Raw genomic sequence first — 18,050 nt, forward strand, 5'->3', positions numbered from 1 at the left:
TCCATGGCTGGCAACGTTTTTAGAAGTGAGATTCGTGATTCTGAGATTCGTGAGTTGCTCGAAAAAGTAAGGAAGCAGAGTTACGGAAAGTATCTTGTTGCGGTGACGCTTGAGAAAATCCGGCAGTTCCAGGGCGGCAAAGTGAGGTTTGATTTCCCCGTCACCGCATTGATCGGCCCTAACGGGAGCGGAAAATCGACGATCCTCGCTGCGAGCGCATGCGCATATGCCTCGGCCAAGCCGAAGTCCTTCTTTCGGAAGAGCCGCGTCGGCGACGAAGGGATGGAGGGCTGGCGAATCAGCTACGAGGTGATCGACAAGGGGGTTAATCATAAGGGCCTCACGCTGAGCGTGCTGACGTACCAAAAACCAAACTGGTCTCGCGAAGGGGTGTTGGACCGGTCTGTGAAATACGTTGGAATCGATAGAACTGTCCCGGCTGCCGAGAATCCGGGGTTCACCCACAAGCGGAAGCTTTCCGAAGATGGGACTGACGAGCACACAACCGTGGAAGAAAAGAAAGTTGAGGGTAAGGAAATCGAAAACATCCGGCGGCATGCCGAGCGCGTGATTGGCCGGCCTCTCGATAAGTTCGAGTTGGTGCGAGTGACGTTCACGGTCACTCGGTCGAGTGCTCCGAAATCGAAGCTGTTGAAAGTAGAAGTGCAGCCGGATGGAACTATCGTTTCGGTTCGTCAACCGTTACCGGACGCACCTGTGCGCAAAAAAGTTATTAGCTCACAGCAGACGATCTTTGTTGGGTACAATGGAACCCACTACTACTCCGAGTTCAATTTCGGTGCGGGCGAGTCCTCAATACTTCGAACTGTGGCGACTATGGAGGCGCTGCCTGAGAATTCGCTAGTGCTGGTTGAGGAGGTCGAGAATGGCCTTCATCCGCTAGCGGCTACACGCATGGTTGAATACTTCGTGGATTTTGCTAGGCGTACCGGCGGCCAAGTGGTCTTCACTACGCACAGCGATTATGCTCTTCGACCGTTGCCATCTGAGGCGATCTGGTCTTGCGTTGATGGGAAGCTTCAGCAGGGAAAACTCTCCATCGAGTCGCTTAGAGCGATTTCGGGGCGGGTTGATCGACGGCTCGCAGTGTTCGTTGAAGATGATTTCGCTAGAGAGTGGTTGCTTGCGATCGCGAGGGAGCTACTCGGAGATCACGCCGATGAAATTGGCATCTATCCGGTGTTCGGCGACGGCAACGCCGTGCAGGTTCATCTCGGCCACAGGAACAATCCCGCAGTTAATTTCGGTTCGATTTGTGTTTTGGATGGAGATTCCAAGCAAAACGACGACGCCTCGAAAGGGATCTTTCGCCTACCGGGTGCCTCCCCGGAGGCATATATATTCGATCGGGTTCGTGAAAGAGTCACAGCAGACGCAGCCTTGCTGACTGCCTCGTTGCAGCGTTCACTCAAATCCCAAGCGGACGTTGTGCGGGTTTTAGGTGAGGTTTCGCACACTAATCGCGACCCTCATCTGCTTTTCAACCAAGTGGGCGAGAAACTGGGTTTGGTTTCCGAGATAGTCGTTCGAGGAGCGTTCTTTTCTGTATGGCTACATAATGCCGGCGACGTGGCCGCTCAAATTGCGGGAGTTTTGAAAGCTGCGCTCGACGAGCCGGTCGCAAGGAAGTAATGTTGGCATCAAGCGGAAGCCGGAGCAGGCGAGATCCTGATTGCCTCCGTCATGAGGAGGCTAGTGACCTTGCCGTCCTTACTCGAGCTTCTCTCGCCAAAGCCGTCCGCGGAGAACTCTGACCATGGCCCTTTTCGTTTTTGGTGCTGGCGCGACCAGAGGATGCAGCTTTGTCGATCCATCAACCCATCCGTGTATTCCGCCTCTCGACCGCGACTTCTTCACGCAACTTCAGCGTATTCGGGGACGAAAGCATCAAAAACTTGTCTCCGACGTTATGGGAGACGTGGTTCGTCTTTTCGGGACAAATTTCGACGTGACGATGGAGACAGTATTTACGACGGTCGAACACACACGGCGCATGGTAAAGCTCACTGGCGGTTCACGCGACTTCAACGAGGCTGAACTCGCTGAAATCAGCAGCCGCCTTAAGCAGGCTATCGCGGCAGTTTTCGAGGAGTCTCTGTGCATCCAAAAGAACAATAGAACTACCCGACGGCCGCGTACGTGCAATTGGCACCGTAGGTTTATTCAAAACTGTTTGAGACGTGGTGACGTGATCATTTCTTTCAACTATGACTGCATTCTAGACTACAGCTTAAAGCACTTCGGTTCGGGGAAGTGGAACGCGCACAAAGGTTACGGCTTCAAACTCCAGCCTGGTGGACGTGGTCTCGCTGGCGAAAGTTTCTGGCAACCGGAAAAGCCGACATCGCCAGACCTTACCGTAAAGTTGCTGAAGCTGCACGGTTCGCTGCATTTTCAAATCGATGATGTGGACGATACATCATCGGCCTTGGAGCTGAAGGAACGGCCGTACACCCGACAGGGCGGAGACCTTAAGTTCAGCATCATTCCGCCTGAGTGGCACAAGCGATTCGACAAAGGCGTGTTTGCGCACCTTTGGAAGCAGGCAAGCGACTCGATCTATGACGCGGAGCACATCGTTCTCGTCGGCTATTCCTTGCCGCCGACGGATCTGCATTCTACTGCTCTTTTTCGGACGAGTGTGAGGAAAGATAGACTTAAGTCACTTGTAGTTGTGAATCCGAACCAAGAGGCCAGAAAGCGAGCTCGCACGGTGCTGCAACGCGGCATCGCGGAACAAACCCGTGTGCTTTCGTTTGATTCCTTAGGCGAGCTTGTCGCAGCGGACCGAGCAGTCTGGCGTATCTAGGTTGGTTCTTCGCCGAGACCGGAGCAGTGTGTGCCGTTCTGAGGGTTTCGTCGTTGTGTCCCACAACGCTGGATGTGCGCGTAGACAGATTGATCTTTCCCCAATTTCATCCTGCCCTCGATTCGACCAGCGCGACAATTGATGAGCGTGGCGCAATGATCCGCTGTGGCAGTTCGTGTTTGTTTGCTGGCACCCGCACATAGGACTGAGATGTCGGTCGAGACGCAGCGAAACCGATTACGAGCCTCGTGGAAAAGACCATGATCAGCGGCGCTGCTACTGCAATAACGGGCTGGAATTTTGCCCAGCCTTTTATTGGAATCGTGATATGAGCATCGAGCTTCCGGCGCTATTCGATCGAATCGAGCGAGGGCTCGCCGGCGGATTTCGTTTCGAGCAGTTGATGCATCACTTGCTCCATTCCGAAGCGGCACAATGCAGTTTCAAGTATGAGCCGGGTCCTGGGGTTAAGGACGGCGGTGTAGACGGCTGGCTGCGTGGAAACTACGAAAACCTAAGGGGCGACACTGCCCTCCAATACAAGTTCGTTGTCTCGCTCTTCGACGATAAAGGTCAGGTGCGCTCGGATCTTGTCGACTCGATTCGTACGGCCCATGCCAAGTTTCCCAGTCGTTTCTCAGCCTATGCGATCGTGGCCCCATGTAGCCTCCGGGACGGCGACGAGGCTAAAGTTTTGGATGCACTGACCGCGGCCACGGGTGGATCGATCGGATTCCGGATCACGATATGGCCTGTGACTAAGGTAGAGTACCTTCTCACACGGGACCGGTTGATGCTGAACTATTTTTACCCTGATAAGGTCCGACAGTATTATCCTGCCGGCCTATCGTTCGATGTGGTTTCAGCTATTGCCGGCTATAAGGAGGAAATCGCCGCCAGTTTCAGTGCAATGAATCTCGCAGGCTCAGCGCGGGCGCAGCTCTCGCGACAGAAGGCCAACAAGCCCCCTTCGCTGCGGGACCTGTATGTGCCATTGCGGCTCGGGCATGACAACTACGCTACTGCAAAGTTGGAGGCTCTTCTGGTTCTTAAGGGGCCGCAGATCGTGCAAGGCGTGCCTGGCAGTGGGAAAACAACTTTTGGTAAGTATCTCAGCTTGCTGATCTGCGGCTCGGTACAGTTTGACCAAGCTGCATTGGAGTCTGCACGGCAAATCCGGGTCCAAAACGAGGCGCGGGCGATGCAGGTGGACAAGGAGCTAACAGAAGACGACGTCACGCGATTGGTCCCCCTGTACGTTCCAATTCGGCGTTTCGTCAACTATTGGAAGCGCAGTGAAGCAGGGACAATTAGCAGCAATCGCGAGCCGTTTATAGGCTTTCTGGCTTGGGATGCGACGCGCCGCTCGATGACTTCGCAGGAGGCGCCCGACCTGTTTGAAACCATCCTCCTGACTAGTCGCGGCTTCGTGATCTTCGATGGTTTGGATGAGGCCTCCGAACTCGCGACTCGGCAGCGAATCGTCGAGGCGGCTTTTGCTTTTATCCGACGCTACCCAGGAAATCGCTTTGTGTTTACGTCGCGGCCTGCTGGCTTGGCCGAGCTGAGAATGCCGAGTTCGCCCGAAGTGCAGCACTGGCACGTAATGCCGTTCAATGAAGCGGAACGCCAACAGTTCGTTGATCGTTGGTACGCCTATTTCATCGACGACCCTGTGGAGCGGGAGTCCTACGTTCATTCGCTCAAGAGGGCTCTCGTCAGCAATACCGGGGTCGCTCAGCTCGCAGAGACGCCGATTCTCATCACGATGATGGCTCTGCTTCATATGGGTAGCAGTCATCTGCCGGAGGACAGAGGGCAGCTCTACAGTCAGTGCGTTGATCTCCTTCTGCACGATTGGGAGATGCACCATAAGCGTGAAGCGAGCGACCTTGATGACAGCCAGGAGATTCCAAGCCCGCTTCAAGTACTTGGAATAACAGTTCACGAAGCAAGGACCTTTCTGGCCCGTATCGCCTTCGAAGGCATGCAAAACCGCCGGCGGGATGACGCGAGTTTCCCGCCTACAACAAACGTCCGCATTAGCACCTCGGTGAAGCGGCGTATGCGAGAGAACCTACTTCGCTCAGTTGCGGTCATTCAAGAGCATGATCTAGAGGCGATGCTATTCAGCCTCAAGTATCGGCCTGATCGAGAATACGACTCTGAGGCAACGGTGCGAGAACGTGTAAAAAAATTCATCCGTTATATACGTGATCGCGCAGGTCTCCTTTACGACGAGACCGGAAGCGGAGACTACGTTTTCGCGCACCTTTCTCTCCAGGAGTATCTCGCCGCATATCATATCTCTATCAATGATCGGCTGAAAACGCCAGAAGGAGAAATAACACGTCACGATTTCGTGATACGAATGTTCAAGCAACCGGCATGGCGGGAGTCGCTGCTCCTTTTGCTCTACGAAATGCAGAAAGTGAAAAACGTGGAGGGGTTTCCCGATGAGGTTTTGAAGATGATCGAGCCACGGGACCTCATCGTTCTTCAATTCGTAGTTCGCGCGATGCGTGACAGGATCAAGTTTTCGAAGGTGAGTGATCGTCAGACGGTCGTGCTCGCTTGCGACTTGCACGAAGCCGCGGCCAGTTCTGGCGTGGCCGACATCCTTACGTTCTTGGCGGCTCAAGCAGGAGTGGGGGAAGAATTGAGCAAGACTTTCGTGCACCGCGTAGAAACTAGGCAGGACGTGAAAGGAGCTTTGGCGGCTATTTCCGGCCTTCAGGTTATCGGTAGGTCCGATTTGGCGGACGTGACCCGGAACCCTCTATTCGTCACTGAACCTGAGCAGCTGTTTCCGGTCCTTTCCGCTGGTAGGATTTTCGACTTTGTCGTTGGTCAAACGCGGCGTTCGGGATGGGGGCGACTGCTTGTGGCGCAACCGCGGCATGTGAGAGATGCCATCTTGCTGAAGGTTCGTGACCCTCAGTATGCGGAAGCGGCTGCCGGTCTGTGCGCGTTTGAACTGGCGCTACTACTGGACCGTGAAAGGGCAGCGGCAAGAGTTCAGATCGAAGAGGCGAGCGTGCTCAAAATGACATGCCAGGGAGACTTTTGGGAGCTGCAAATGCCTATTCGCCGTTGCGAACGTGTAGACGGCTTTTCCGTTACTGGAAAGGTCGTGTTTCCTGAGGGCCTCAGGCCTTCTCCGTACTTTGCGGACGAACGCCCGAATCCGCTGATCGGTATTGGACTTGAGCGATGGTTTAGGCCGCTGGTCGGAGCTAGAAAGAGCCTCCGGGATATTCTCGAACGCGGCGAGGAGTTCGCGCGCTCTATCCACGAGCGTTTACCTCAACGCATATCCGAGCGTCTCAGCCGGATTTCCCCGCGCAACGTACTTCTGCACCTCGGATCCCAACCGAGTAACAACCTCCCAAGTGTCATAACGCGGGATGTAGGGAAGGCATTCCGGGGTGAAATGACCAGGGCTGCCTACTCACTTTCGAAGCGTGTCTGGACTGATGGCGAGCTGCGTGCTAGCGTCACATTGATCGTAGATCCAAACACGCGACGTTCAGTAAGGATGACGTCGAAGGTATTTAGCGGGATCCTTTGTGGGGTCGTTTATGCCGTGGTGGATAACCTGGCGCGGCACTCTGCGGTGCCCGACAAAACGCCCGAAGAGCTTTCCGAAGACATCGCCGCGCGCTGGCGGCGGCAGTCTTTCGAACAAGCCCTAGCCGCGCTAATGTTCAGCGAAATTGCCCAACATGTGCTCGGCGACGAATGGCTCTTGGCAACCGATCTGGAGAAGGCGACGGTGCTCTTCTATGCGGCGGGAGCCTGTTCGGTGTACCATCTGCCCCTAGCTGGATCATTCTGGCGGCAGTTCGAGGACCATATCGCATATAAGATAACGCAGCCCGGGGCCGAACCTATTTTGCGGGCGGCGTATCACAGCTATCGCCTCTCCGCTCGGACTCACGGGGCAGAGACGGGCGCTGGATTGGTTCAGTCGATTACAGAGCTGGCTCAGTCACCCGATTGGAAGCCGGTGCTCGAGCTCTTTGAGATCGTTTCTAATGGTTCAATTGTAGTTCGCTCAGGTTCGTCAACTAGTGCGGACGTCGTGGTATCCGGCGCTCTAGCGAAGAATTCGGTTGATTCCACCGCCTGAGTGACAGGCCGACATTGCTTCGGCATCGGCATTTCAGCGCGTGTCGCCGGAGGGGAAGATCGCTATTGATGCGCTGCGTGCAAGTTCTCGGGACCTATTGCGGATGTCGCGCACGCCTACTGTGATCTGACAATGCTTGAAGGCCTCTGGTGGCTAGGCCATGTCCAATGGTATCGCTTGGCTCTCTCAGGTCGAACGTGGCGCCCGATTACTAACTTTTTTGGCGGAACCAAGGTAGTGAGTAGGGGTGTGGATTCCAATTGAGGTTTTGACGGAATGATAGCATTACGAAAAACGAGGTCACCAGCCTTTGGGCCTCATCACTATGCCAAAATCGTCCGGCGGCCCCCAGTTTGATTGGAGAGACTGGCAACGCGGGGTTTTCCCGATCATGGAAGAGCACAGCCGATGCAAGCTCGAGCTCCTGCGTGATTACCTTGTGCTCTATCTGCAGATCGTGCTCGCTAACGCTCAGGGGAAAGCAACCCAATATGTAACGCTTATTGACGGGTTCGCGGGCGGAGGAGTTTATCACGACGGCCGACTCGGTTCTCCATTAGTAATTTTACGCGCGGTGGAGGAGGCGGCTGCGCTTATAAATATCGAACGGGAAAAACCGGTCTCTATCGTCCCCGTCTGCTACTTTATCGATGAGAATCGCGGAGCGATCGAATGCCTTGAGCATCACCTGCGCGGCACTGAGTTCCGCGACCGAATCGGAAATACGATTCATCTACGCCATGCGACTTTCGCCGCCTGCGTCGACGAAATCGTCGTCGGGATCAACGAGCGTCACCGCCGCGGGGGGAACAGGACCATTTTTTTCCTGGATCAGTGCGGCTACTCCGAGGTGCCAGCCGCCGTTGTCCGTGATCTTGACCAGAAGCTAAACGGCCGCGCCGAGTTCATCATCAATTTTTCGATCGGCTGGTTTGGCGATTTTCTGTCGAACGCGACGGAGGCGAGCTATCAGTCTTTGGTGGACCGCCTCGGGCTTGGCGGCTATGTGGACATCGCTCAACTCTTGCGCCAGCGAACAGAACTTGGTGGCAACTGGCGCCACGCAGTCGAATCGCACATTGGCCTCGGCTTCCACCACGCGACTGGAATTAGATGTTTCTCCCCATTCTACATTGAACCGGAGGACAATCACCGGGGCTACTGGTTGCTGCACCTCGCGCAGAATCAGCGCGCGCGCGCGGCCATGACGTCTATTCATTGGAGCAAGGCTAACCGCTCGAAGCACTATGGACCGCGCGGCTATGGTATTCTTAGCTATAAGCCCGACTTGGACCCGACGCTATACATCAACGGGATGTCATTCGACGATACCAGCCGAGTAGAATGCCAAGCCCTCTTGGCCGAGGACTACGGCCGCCTTGTGCGAGATAACTTTCAGGATGGAATTACTTACTCAGCCCTCGCAGACAAGACGTGCAACGAGACGATCGCCGATGGCGCGATGCTGGATAGTGCGCTCTGGCAGCTTTTCACTGACAACGAGGTGGAGATTCAGAGCCGGACGGGGTGTCCGAAGCGCTCGCGCACGCTTACTTCGACCGATGTGATCGTTCCAAAAAAGCAGCTGGTGCTTTCGGCGTTTGGCGATGCGCTGATACCAAGACGTCGCCCGCGTCGCCTAGGGCGAAGCTAGGGAGGGAGCATGGCGAGATACGATCACCACGACAAGCCCTACGACGAAGGTACGCGGCAGAAATTGAGAATTTATGCGGCGTTCCTGCGCGCGTGGATTCAGGTATTTTTGCATACCCAAGCCTTCCCTGGACCCCTGCGGTTCTTTGATTTTTTCGCTGGGCCCGGACAGGATATCAATGGAGTGTCAGGTAGTCCGATGATCCTGATGGAGGAACTTGCCCGACACTACGACCTGATCGGCTCGAGTAATCGAGGGATCGAGATTCTGTTCAACGATTTCAAGGAGAAGAAGGCTCGAGCGCTGAGCGACCTTTGTGCAGCTCGGCGTTATCCGTTTGTACCGCGAATTGAGTCCGAAGATTTCTTTAAATCGTTTGAAGGGCATCGCGAGGAGATTGGCTGCAGTCCGTCGTTCGTTCTGCTTGATCAATGCGGGGTCAAGTTCGTCACCAAGGAGATATTTCAATATCTGACCACGCGGCCACAGACCGACATGTTGTTCTTCTTCGCTTCATCGAGCCAACGACGGTTCTCGGACCAGTTCGCAAATGACCTCCAAATACCGACGGATACACCGTACTGGGAGGTGCATCGCCGCGTCGCAGACTGCTATCGCGCTTGGGCGCCGTTGAATTATTTCGTCGGTCAGTACTCGATCAAGAAAGGCGGCAACATCTACGGTTTGGTATTCGGTTCTGGGCACTGGCTCGGTATGTACAAGTTTCTCACGACCGACTCGGGCGAGGAAGCGAACTACGAGATCGAGGCCCCGCTGCGTCAGCGGGATTTTTTCATCGAGACCAAACTCACCAAACTGGAGAAGCTGGAAGAAGAATTGGAGCATCTCATACGAGAGCACGTGCTGTTAAGCGACGGCGCGGTCGCGCTGCACTGCGTGACACAAGGCGTTCTTCCGACCAAAGTGGCACCGACTGTTTATAAGCGCCTTCGAGCGAAGGGCGTGCTCGGTCATTCAAGGGAGCAGCAGCCCAGGTCTAGCGACGACGCGATCAGAAACCCCCGCCCGCTGATTTTCCTTCACTGAGTTGACGGCTGATCCGTTGGCCACGAAGGCCGGCCCCAGCCACCCAGACATTAGGTAGATCAAGGGAGCAAGGCTACGTTACGGTCCGCTACGCTGGCTCCATCGCGCGGCACTGTCTCGAATGAAGCATCGCGATGTCCGTAGTCGTGATTTTCACGCGATGGCCAATTCACCGGCCGTAGGAGGCGGAAGATACCGATCAAGAAATGCAGTCTGTTCGACTGTGAGGTGGGTTTTCCAGAACCGTTGAGTATCTGGCCAAGGAATGAAACGGGTGTTTCGCTTAAGCCCGAAAGAAAGAACCTTCCATGTGAACTGCGCCCAATATTTCGCGCTATAGTTCTGCATCCGCGAGGCTTCCTCTGGAAACTTTGTCTGCAGCGCTTCGCGCATCATCGCGATATTGTCGCCCTTAGGATTCAGCACCTCGCAAAAAATCTCGCGAGGCGAGAATGGCCGAATCTCTCGCAACACCTCGTCCATGACCTTCCGATCATGGAAAGGCATGAAAGGGGCAACGCAGACATAGACTTCAAGCCCGCGGGCATGGGCCCGCTGCAGCATCTTCAAGCGACGACTGGGGGCAGTGGCACGTGGTTCGAGCGCTCGTGCCAGCCGGTCGTCCAAGTAAGGAAGGGATGTGCCTACTAGCACGCGATCCTTATGCGCGACGAGTAAATCGAAATCCCGTTCGATCAGTGCGGATCGAGTCTGCAGCCGCACTTTATGGCCTGCCTCAAGCAGCAGTTTCAGACATTGCTGGGTGAGCTTGAGTTTGGCCTCGGTTGGAGTGTAGCAGTCCGTGAGAAACGACATCAGGATCCAACCGTCGCCCCACTCAGTGGTGCGAGCCTTATCCGGTGTGAAACGTTTCAGTTGTTCCCTCAGGGCCTCAACGATGCCTACCTTCGGGAGCAGGTATCTGCCCCAGTCCCGCTGCTTGTGGCCTTGGTTGTTGAATTTTACGCCGGGCATCGCCGGACAATAGCAGTGGTAACATCCATGTTCGCACCCGACGTATGGGTTGATCACCCAGTCGCCGAGGCGTTTTTTCCAAAGGCCAGAGGGATTGATCGGAGTCATTGACGCGGCGGTAGACGTAGCGGCCGCGGCGGCCGGCGTCACGGACGTATTTGAACTTGTGATTGAGCTATTCAATGTAAAAGTGAATATCGATGCAGATTAAAAAGAGGGAGCTGGCTGACGCTATACGGCAGCAAATGGCCGATAGGGGTGCGGCGACGCAGCTTGCCATGATCAGTCTCTTGAGGAGAAACGGCCTGCATATCAGCCAACCGACATTAAGCCGACTCTTGAAAGGTGGTTATACCTCGCCGCCACCCAGCTTGGTCGAAGTATGCGGTTATTTGTCTATTCAGATGAATAGATTCATAATCAAAACCAACCCAACTGACAGCCAGCAACTCATGAAGGCGCTGGAAACGGCTTGGGATGGGACTCCAGAGCGCGAGATGTTTCTAGCCCGAGTAATCCGGGCAGCCGGCCGAATGGGACGAGCGTGAAATCAAAGAACGCTAGCAAGAACCCTTGCGGATGAGTCCAATCATGACGCCCTGGATGATTAGCTCTTCAGCGGGGAGAATGTCATCGAAGCCAGGACCTTCAGCCTTCAGGTAAGCGCGGCCTCTCTCGACGCAGTAGCGCTTAAGGGTCGACTCCTTGTCGACTAGCGCGGCGACGACGTCGCCTTTGCGCGGATCGCGCGCAGCCAAGACCACGACGTCGCCATCCTTGATTCCCGCGTTGACCATTGAGTGACCGCGCACTCGTAGAGCAAAGACTGGTATGCCGGGCTTCGAATCGAAGAGGCTTGGCTCGACGTCGAGGAATTCTCCATTTTCGGAGGCAGCATCGATCGGTATGCCGGCGGGAATGGTGCCAAAGATTGGGATGCCGTCGTGGATCGTTACGGGTAGGATGCTCCTGGCTCCTCGCAAGTCTGAACGCAGCAACCCTGCCTCGCGCAATGCTCGAACGTGATCCTGTGCCGCGTTACTACTTCGCCAACCGAACGCGGCCTGGACTTCGCGAAACGTCACACCCCGTTGGCTCCGCCGAACGCGAGCGCGAATAAAGTCGAGGACCTTGCGCTGCGTTTCGGTCATGCTGCACATTTGTGCAGGATCGTGTTGTTTGCAAGGTAAATCGATGAACACTCATGTGCCATGTTGTTTCGCCTGTTCGCGTCGCGCCCCTTTGGGGCAGCGATCGCCGACAGCGCAGCACTGCACTGGCTTCGCTCCGCGGAGGACTTCTTTACACTTTGGAAGTTTACGCTCCGCGGATTATTGGACGCATATCTAGTTGGAGTTTAGTATCTAAAAGAGTTGTTTACAGTTTGCACGCAAGATAACCGTTCTGAGCGGAGAGCCCAGAGTCTAGAGCTTAGTGTCCAGAGCTGAGAGTCTAGAGCTGAGAGCACCGTCAGCGAAACAATCACCAGCCCTCCGTTCGCGGAGGGCTTTTTGTTTGTCCGCATCGGCCGTGATGCCGCAGCTTCATTGTAGCCGGGCTCGCTGAGCCCGGCGCCGGGGTCAGCGACCCCGGCTACATGGAGCCGCGGCGCTCGCGCCGCGGCCCGGGAGAACCGCCGCGCGATGGACGCGACGAGGGCGTCGCGTCTCAGGAGGGGAGGTCGACGGGCGCGGCGAACTCCCCGGCAAATAATCTCAATTTTTGGAGCAGGGCTCGACTAGACGCGCTGCCTGTCGCATGAGAACATACGTACCACCCCGGCGGAGATCCGCCCAACCCAGAACCGAACGGACTGCTTTATGAGAAAACTGCTTTGTGTGCTGCTTTGCGTCGCCAGCTCGGCGTTCGCGCAAAAGTGGGAGGGCCTCGCGCTGACGCCGCCCATGGGCTGGAACAGCTGGAACACCTTCGCCAATCACATCAGCGAAAAGGTCGTGCGCGAGACGGCGGATGCGATGGAGAAAAACGGCATGCGCGACGCCGGCTACGTTTACATCGTCATCGATGACACGTGGTCGTTGCGGCAGCGCGACGCTAACGGCAGCCTGGTCGCAGATCCCGAAAAGTTTCCCAGCGGCATGAAGGCGCTGGCCGATTACGTGCACGCGAAAGGATTCAAGCTCGGCATCTACAGTTGTGCGGGCAAGACGACGTGCGGCGGTTATCCGGGCAGTTGGGGCCATGAATTTCAGGATGCGCGGTTGTGGGCGTCATGGGGCATCGACTACCTCAAATACGACTGGTGCGATCACGGCGATGCGAACGCGAAGGATGCCTACGCGCGGATGAGCGCGGCGCTGCGCGCGGCCGGGCGTCCGGTGGTGTTCAGCCTCTGCGAATGGGGCCAGAACAGGCCGTGGGAATGGGCTGAGCCCATCGGCCATCTGTGGCGCACGACGGGCGATATCTACGACTCCTACGACGGCCGGAAGGGTTGGGAGTCCGGCTGGAAGCGATTGCTCGACCTGCAGTATTCGCTGGTCGACAGCTCGGGCGCTTACGATGGGTTGAACAAGTTCGCCGGACCGGGACACTGGAACGACCCGGACATGCTCGAGGTCGGCAACGACGGGCTGTCGCTGGCCGAGTCGCGCGCGCATTTCAGCTTCTGGTGCCTGCTCGCCGCGCCGCTCATGGCCGGCAACGACGTGCGGCACATGAGCGAGGAGATCCGCGCGATCATGACCGACAAGGAGGTGATCGCGATCAACCAGGATCCCGCGGGCAAGCAGGGCTTCCGCGCGCTGGCCGAGCCGGCGAAATCCATCGAGATCTGGGTGAAGGAGCTGAGCAACCAGGAGTGGGCAGTGTGCGCGCTCAACACCGACACCAGCGCACGGGAGCTCACGATCGATTGGGGCCGGCTCTGGACGATCCAGGGCAAGCACAGCGTGCGCGACGTCTGGGCGAAGAAAGCGGTGGGCGACACCAGCAAGCCCTACACCGTGCGCGTCGAGTCGCACGACGTGGCGATGTTCCGGCTCACGCCGGCGAAGTAGAATTTCACACCCCCGAGTCAGTCACGAAGCCGCGCCGGATTTCGGCGCGGCTTTTTATTGGTGATGGATGCAATGTTGTAGCCGGGCTCGGTGAGCCCGGAATCGATCGGGGCGCCGTCTTGCTGCGCCCTTCGGCTCCGATCGAGAAAGGGCGCAGCAAGACGGCGCCCCTACACCAATGCCCATGGCGCCGCGGCGCCCTCGCCGCGGCAGGGAAAACGCGACCGAGCTGAAGACGCGACGAGGGCGTCGCGTCCCCAGAATTTTAGGTCTTCGTCGCAGCCTGCGGGCATGACGTCCGTGCTCTCATGCAAGCGGCTTCGATCGGTGACAAAGCGTCCGCGTTGACGCGCAACGCGGTTCACGCTGATCTCTCCGCACCATGATGCGCCCCACTCCTGCTTTTCTGTTCGTCGTCCTCGCGCTGCTGGCGGGATTCAGCCCTGCCGCGCTGGCGGCCACTCCGATCACGCCGGTGCCGCCCGGTGCGCAGCTACGCGTTGCCGCGGTGCAGGTGCGTGTCGCACCCGATCACCGCGACTGGACCTACCAGCTCGGAGAGCCAGTGAAGTTCAAGGTCGCCGTGACTGCGGACAACGAGCCAATCGACGCGGTGTCGGTCAGCTACACGATCGGGCCCGACATGTTTCCCGGCGAAAAGAAGACGGCGGCGGTGCCGCTCGACGGGCTCGTGATCGATGCGGGCACGATGCAGGAGCCGGGATTCCTGCGCTGCATCGTGACGAGCGAGGTTGCGGGCAAGATCTACACGGGCATTGCGACCGCGGCGTTCGCGCCGGAGAAGATCAAGCCCTACCAAACGGAGCCGGAGGATTTCGAGGCGTTCTGGAAAACGCAGCTCGAGGAACTCGCGCAGGCGCCGGTCGAACCGATCCTCACGCTGCTGCCCGACCAATGCACCGACAAGGTGAACGTCTACCACGTCAGCTTCCGCACGGTCGGGCCGAGCTGGATGAAAGTGCCGGCGCGCATCTACGGCATGCTGTGCGAGCCGAAGGCGCCGGGAAAGTATCCCGCGGTGTTGAAGGTGCCGGGCGCCGGCGTGCGGCCGTATCCGGGCGACAAGGGCCTCGCCGCGCGCGGCGTGATCACACTGGAGATCGGGATCCATGGGATTCCGGTGAACCTCCCCGAGAGTTTCTACGACGTGCTCTATGCGGGCGCGCTGACCGGCTACTGGACCTTCAACTCCGACAACCGCGAAACCTACTATTACCGCCGCGTCTACCTGAGCTGCGTCCGCGCGAATGATTTTCTGACGGCGCGGGAAAATTGGGATGGCAAGAACCTCGTCGTGATGGGCGCGAGCCAGGGCGGGCAACTCTCGCTGGTGACGGCGGCGCTCGATCTGCGTGTGAGCGGACTCGCGGTGACGCATCCGGCCGGTTGCGACTGGGCGGCGCCGCTGCACGGCCGTGCGGGCGGCTGGCCGCATCCGTTCATGCCCGGCGCGGACGGCAAGCCGTCCGCGAACGCGACGCCGGCGCGGATGGCGGCGCTCGCGTATTACGACGCGGTGAACTTCGCGAAGCGAATCAAGGTCCCGGGCTACTACAACTGGGGCTACAACGACGTCGTCACGCCGCCGACGTCCACCTACGCCGCCTACAATGTGATCACCGCGCCGAAGACGCTTGGGCTCACGCTGGAGATGGGCCACCAATACAACGAGGAACAGTGGAAGGCGATCGACAATTGGGTGACGCAGGCGATCGGAGTGAAGTAAGGCCCAGCGATCGGGGATCGGTGCAGCCGGGCTCGACGAGCCCGGGCCGGGGTCACCGACCCCGGCTACATGGAGCCGCGGCGCCCAGGGAAGCCGACCGAAAGACGCGACGCGGGCGTCGCGTCTCCAGTGGCTGCCGGCCTCGAAATGGCTCGGAGTCTGGTCCTTCGAATTTTTCAAGCCTGGGATTTCGAACTCCGGATTCTCGGCGTCGGCGGGCGCTATTTCACCCGCTCGGCTTTCCACGGCACCGAGATCGGCTTTTCGTCACGGCCGCTGGTTTGGATCGTGCCGGTGATCGTGTCGCCTTCGACGTTGCCGGTGTAGTGCACGGTGAACTTCTTTTTTCGCAGCCGGCGGCCAAACTCGCGCTGCACGGTGAAGTCGATCTGGTCGTTGGCGAAGCTCGCCTTTTCGATCGAGGCCTTGCCGGCCCGGTTGTCGATCGTGCCGGTCAGCTGGTTCTGCTGCCAGACGAGCGCGAGCGTGGATTCCGTCGTGCGGCCGTTCGGCATCGTCGTGCTGAATTTCCATGTGCCGTTGGGATCTGCCGCGAAGGCCGACACGGTCGTGGTGGCGACCGCGAAGAGCATGAGGAGGGAAGAGCGAAGCGATTTCATAGGAGGGGAGATGACGACGTGCCCCTTCAACGCGCGGCGGGGAATCTGGTTTCGCCAAAAAAAGCCCGAAACCGGTCGGAGCCTCGCGCGTTGAGTGCGGTGTCATGAAAACCTTTTCTTCTCTTTCCCAAGCGGCGGCCGGCATTGCGATGCTCGGAGCTTTGCTGGCGATCGTCCCCACCGAGGCGCAGGCCCGCAGCCGCACCACGGTGGTGCATGGCAGTCGCGGTGCCGTTTATCAGCGGCAGGTCGAGCACGTGCCCGGCAGGCTCAACGCGTCGGGCGCGGTGACGCGACCGGATGGCCGGACGGCGAGCCGCAGCTTCAGCACGCAAAAGACCAACGCGGGTCGGGTCACGAGTGCCCGCGCGACGGGATTCAACGGCAAGACGGCAACCTACGATTCGAGTCGCGTGCGCACGGCGAACGGCTACGAGCGCCAGGCAACCGCCACCGGCCCGAACGGCGCCACGGCGAGCAAGCATGTTTCCGTCGCGCGGGAAGGTGACACCGTCACGCGGACCGTGACGCACACCAACACGCCGCCGCCGCAATGATCGCCCGAGCCACGGTCGCGCGGGCTCGCCTTTGCGGCGACGCGGCGCACCGTGGGGAGACAACTTTGCTGCGAGTGAATCCGGCTGCAGACCATGCACCCCGCGACGACAGTGACGCGACGCCCGACGCTGCGAGCGCCGACACGGATGCCGCGTGGGCGCTGCGCGCGCGGGCCGGCGACGTGGCCGCGATGCAGGGCCTCGTGCTGCGCCATCAAGCCGCGGTCGCGCGGCTGCTGTGGCGGTTCGCGCGCAGGCGGGCGGATCTCGATGATTTGGTGCAGGAGACGTTTCTGCGGATGGTCCGTGGGTTGCCCGACTGGCAGCCGGCGCAGCCGTTCGCACGCTGGCTGCTACGGATCGCGACGAACGTCGGTCGGGACTATTTTCGCCGCCAGGCGGTGCGGCGTCGTTGGACCGCGGAGCCGGCGACGTCTCCGCTGGGTGAACTGCTGCCCGAACCTGTGGAACCAGGCGCCGATCCGGCGGCGCGGGCGGCGGCGAACGAGGTGAAAGCCACGCTCGCCCAACTTTCTCCCGACGAGCAGACGCTGCTCACACTGCACTACCTCGAAGGATGGCCGCTCGCGGACATCGCGGCGCAATTTGGCTGGACTGTGACGGCTACGAAACTCCGCGCCTGGCGCGCGCGACGCCAGCTGCGAAAACTTCTTCAAACATCATGAAAGATCCTGAATCGAAACCTGAGCCCGCGTGGGCCGCGCGAGTCGCCCGGGCCCGCAACGACGTCGCGCCGCCGGTGGACGTCGAGGCCTTGCTGCGCGCGGTGCGCACCGCGACGGTGGCACCGCGGCCGGGCTGGCTCGTCGAGCTGGCCAGCTTGTTCGCAGGATCGCGGGCAGTGCCTGCGTGCCTCGCCGCGACACTGCTGCTCGGCGGCGTTGCGAGCTGGGAAGCCTGGAGCCTGTGGCAGGCGCTGCCCTGGGCGGAGATGATCGTCGAAACGACCGGAGGTGTTCCATGAATCCGATCCGATGGCGCGGCTGGCTGATTGCAGCCGTCATTTTTGTGCTGGGCGTCGTCGTGGGCGGCGCGAGCGTGACGTGGTTGGGTGCGCGGGCGGTGCGCCGTTCACTACAAGGCGGGCCGGGCGCCCCGGCCGGGCTCGCGGAACGCGCCGCAGTGCGGATTGGCGCCGATCTCCGCAAGAACCTCCAGCTGACGCCAGACGAGGCGCAGCGCGTGCAGGCGATCCTTGATGAGTCGGCGGCGAATCTGCGCACGATGCGACGTGAAGCATTGCGAAACGCGCGGGCGGAGCTGCGTAGCTCGATGCGGCGAATTGCGGCGGAACTGCCGCCGGAGAAACGCGCGCAGTTCCGCGAAATCATGGTGCGCCGCTTCGAGCGGCTCGGTCTGCGAACCCCGGCTGGTCCGGAAGCGCAAGAGCCGGAGTAGCGGACGAGTCCACCAGTTGCCAGACGGCGGCCGGGCTGGCCGCGCTCCC

14 protein-coding genes are annotated in these 18,050 nt (G+C 58.9%); 11 read left to right on the plus strand and 3 right to left on the minus strand.

Features of this window, described 5'->3' with window-relative positions; translation table 11 throughout:
* Positions 1 to 3: 3 nt before the first annotated feature.
* From OTER_RS11610 to tcmP, 5 genes are all read left to right on the plus strand, one after another.
* Entirely contained in the window at positions 4 to 1,653 is a 1,650-nt protein-coding gene (locus OTER_RS11610) for an AAA family ATPase (protein ID WP_012375113.1), read from the plus strand.
* A gap of 124 nt (positions 1,654 to 1,777) precedes the next feature.
* Positions 1,778 to 2,830, plus strand: a complete 1,053-nt coding sequence (locus OTER_RS11615) for an NUDIX hydrolase (RefSeq protein ID WP_012375114.1) — start codon at positions 1,778 to 1,780, stop codon at positions 2,828 to 2,830.
* 328 nt (positions 2,831 to 3,158) lie between these two features.
* Positions 3,159 to 6,962: an NACHT domain-containing protein gene (locus OTER_RS11620; protein ID WP_012375115.1), complete on the plus strand. Its 3,804-nt coding sequence runs from the start codon at positions 3,159 to 3,161 to the stop codon at positions 6,960 to 6,962.
* A gap of 325 nt (positions 6,963 to 7,287) precedes the next feature.
* A complete protein-coding gene (locus OTER_RS11625) occupies positions 7,288 to 8,616 on the plus strand; it encodes a three-Cys-motif partner protein TcmP (protein ID WP_148218094.1) in 1,329 nt (442 codons plus the stop codon).
* Between the two features lie 9 nt (positions 8,617 to 8,625).
* Positions 8,626 to 9,663, plus strand: a complete 1,038-nt coding sequence (gene tcmP / locus OTER_RS11630; RefSeq protein WP_012375117.1) for a three-Cys-motif partner protein TcmP — start codon at positions 8,626 to 8,628, stop codon at positions 9,661 to 9,663.
* Positions 9,664 to 9,816: 153 nt separating this feature from the next.
* Here the strand turns inward: tcmP and OTER_RS11635 are convergent, their stop codons facing one another.
* Together OTER_RS11635 and lexA are read right to left on the minus strand one after the other, a co-directional pair.
* The gene (locus OTER_RS11635) at positions 9,817 to 10,746 is read right to left on the minus strand and encodes an SPL family radical SAM protein (protein WP_012375118.1); all 930 of its coding nucleotides are present in this window, start codon (positions 10,744 to 10,746) and stop codon (positions 9,817 to 9,819) included.
* A gap of 452 nt (positions 10,747 to 11,198) precedes the next feature.
* Positions 11,199 to 11,789: a transcriptional repressor LexA gene (gene lexA, locus OTER_RS11645; RefSeq protein WP_237702480.1), complete on the minus strand. Its 591-nt coding sequence runs from the start codon at positions 11,787 to 11,789 to the stop codon at positions 11,199 to 11,201.
* 669 nt (positions 11,790 to 12,458) lie between these two features.
* Between lexA and OTER_RS11650 the strand changes: the two genes are divergently transcribed.
* Positions 12,459 to 13,658 (plus strand): glycoside hydrolase family 27 protein, encoded by a 1,200-nt coding sequence (locus OTER_RS11650; RefSeq protein ID WP_012375120.1) that lies wholly within the window; start codon positions 12,459 to 12,461, stop codon positions 13,656 to 13,658.
* 382 nt (positions 13,659 to 14,040) lie between these two features.
* Complete coding sequence (locus tag OTER_RS11655; RefSeq protein WP_012375121.1) at positions 14,041 to 15,405, plus strand: acetylxylan esterase; 1,365 nt, start codon at positions 14,041 to 14,043, stop codon at positions 15,403 to 15,405.
* A 221-nt stretch (positions 15,406 to 15,626) separates the two neighbouring features.
* Here OTER_RS11655 and OTER_RS11660 read toward each other — a convergent pair whose 3' ends face one another.
* On the minus strand, positions 15,627 to 16,025 hold the full coding sequence (locus tag OTER_RS11660) for a DUF2147 domain-containing protein (RefSeq protein ID WP_148218096.1): 399 nt from the start codon (positions 16,023 to 16,025) through the stop codon (positions 15,627 to 15,629).
* Positions 16,026 to 16,129: 104 nt separating this feature from the next.
* On the opposite strand from OTER_RS11660, the gene OTER_RS11665 reads away from it, so the two are divergent.
* The 4 genes from OTER_RS11665 to OTER_RS11680 all read left to right on the plus strand — a co-directional run bounded on the left by OTER_RS11665 (position 16,130) and on the right by OTER_RS11680 (position 18,001).
* Positions 16,130 to 16,582: a hypothetical protein gene (locus OTER_RS11665; protein ID WP_012375123.1), complete on the plus strand. Its 453-nt coding sequence runs from the start codon at positions 16,130 to 16,132 to the stop codon at positions 16,580 to 16,582.
* A gap of 74 nt (positions 16,583 to 16,656) precedes the next feature.
* On the plus strand, positions 16,657 to 17,268 hold the full coding sequence (locus OTER_RS24135; RefSeq protein WP_052300371.1) for an RNA polymerase sigma factor: 612 nt from the start codon (positions 16,657 to 16,659) through the stop codon (positions 17,266 to 17,268).
* Complete coding sequence (locus OTER_RS11675) at positions 17,265 to 17,567, plus strand: hypothetical protein (protein WP_012375125.1); 303 nt, start codon at positions 17,265 to 17,267, stop codon at positions 17,565 to 17,567. The genes OTER_RS24135 and OTER_RS11675 overlap by 4 nt, the downstream gene beginning before the upstream one ends.
* The gene (locus OTER_RS11680) at positions 17,564 to 18,001 is read left to right on the plus strand and encodes a hypothetical protein (RefSeq protein WP_012375126.1); all 438 of its coding nucleotides are present in this window, start codon (positions 17,564 to 17,566) and stop codon (positions 17,999 to 18,001) included. Before OTER_RS11675 ends, OTER_RS11680 begins: the two co-directional genes overlap by 4 nt.
* Positions 18,002 to 18,050: the final 49 nt, after the last annotated feature.

This window comes from Opitutus terrae PB90-1, from assembly GCF_000019965.1.
GTDB classification, from domain to species: domain Bacteria; phylum Verrucomicrobiota; class Verrucomicrobiia; order Opitutales; family Opitutaceae; genus Opitutus; species Opitutus terrae.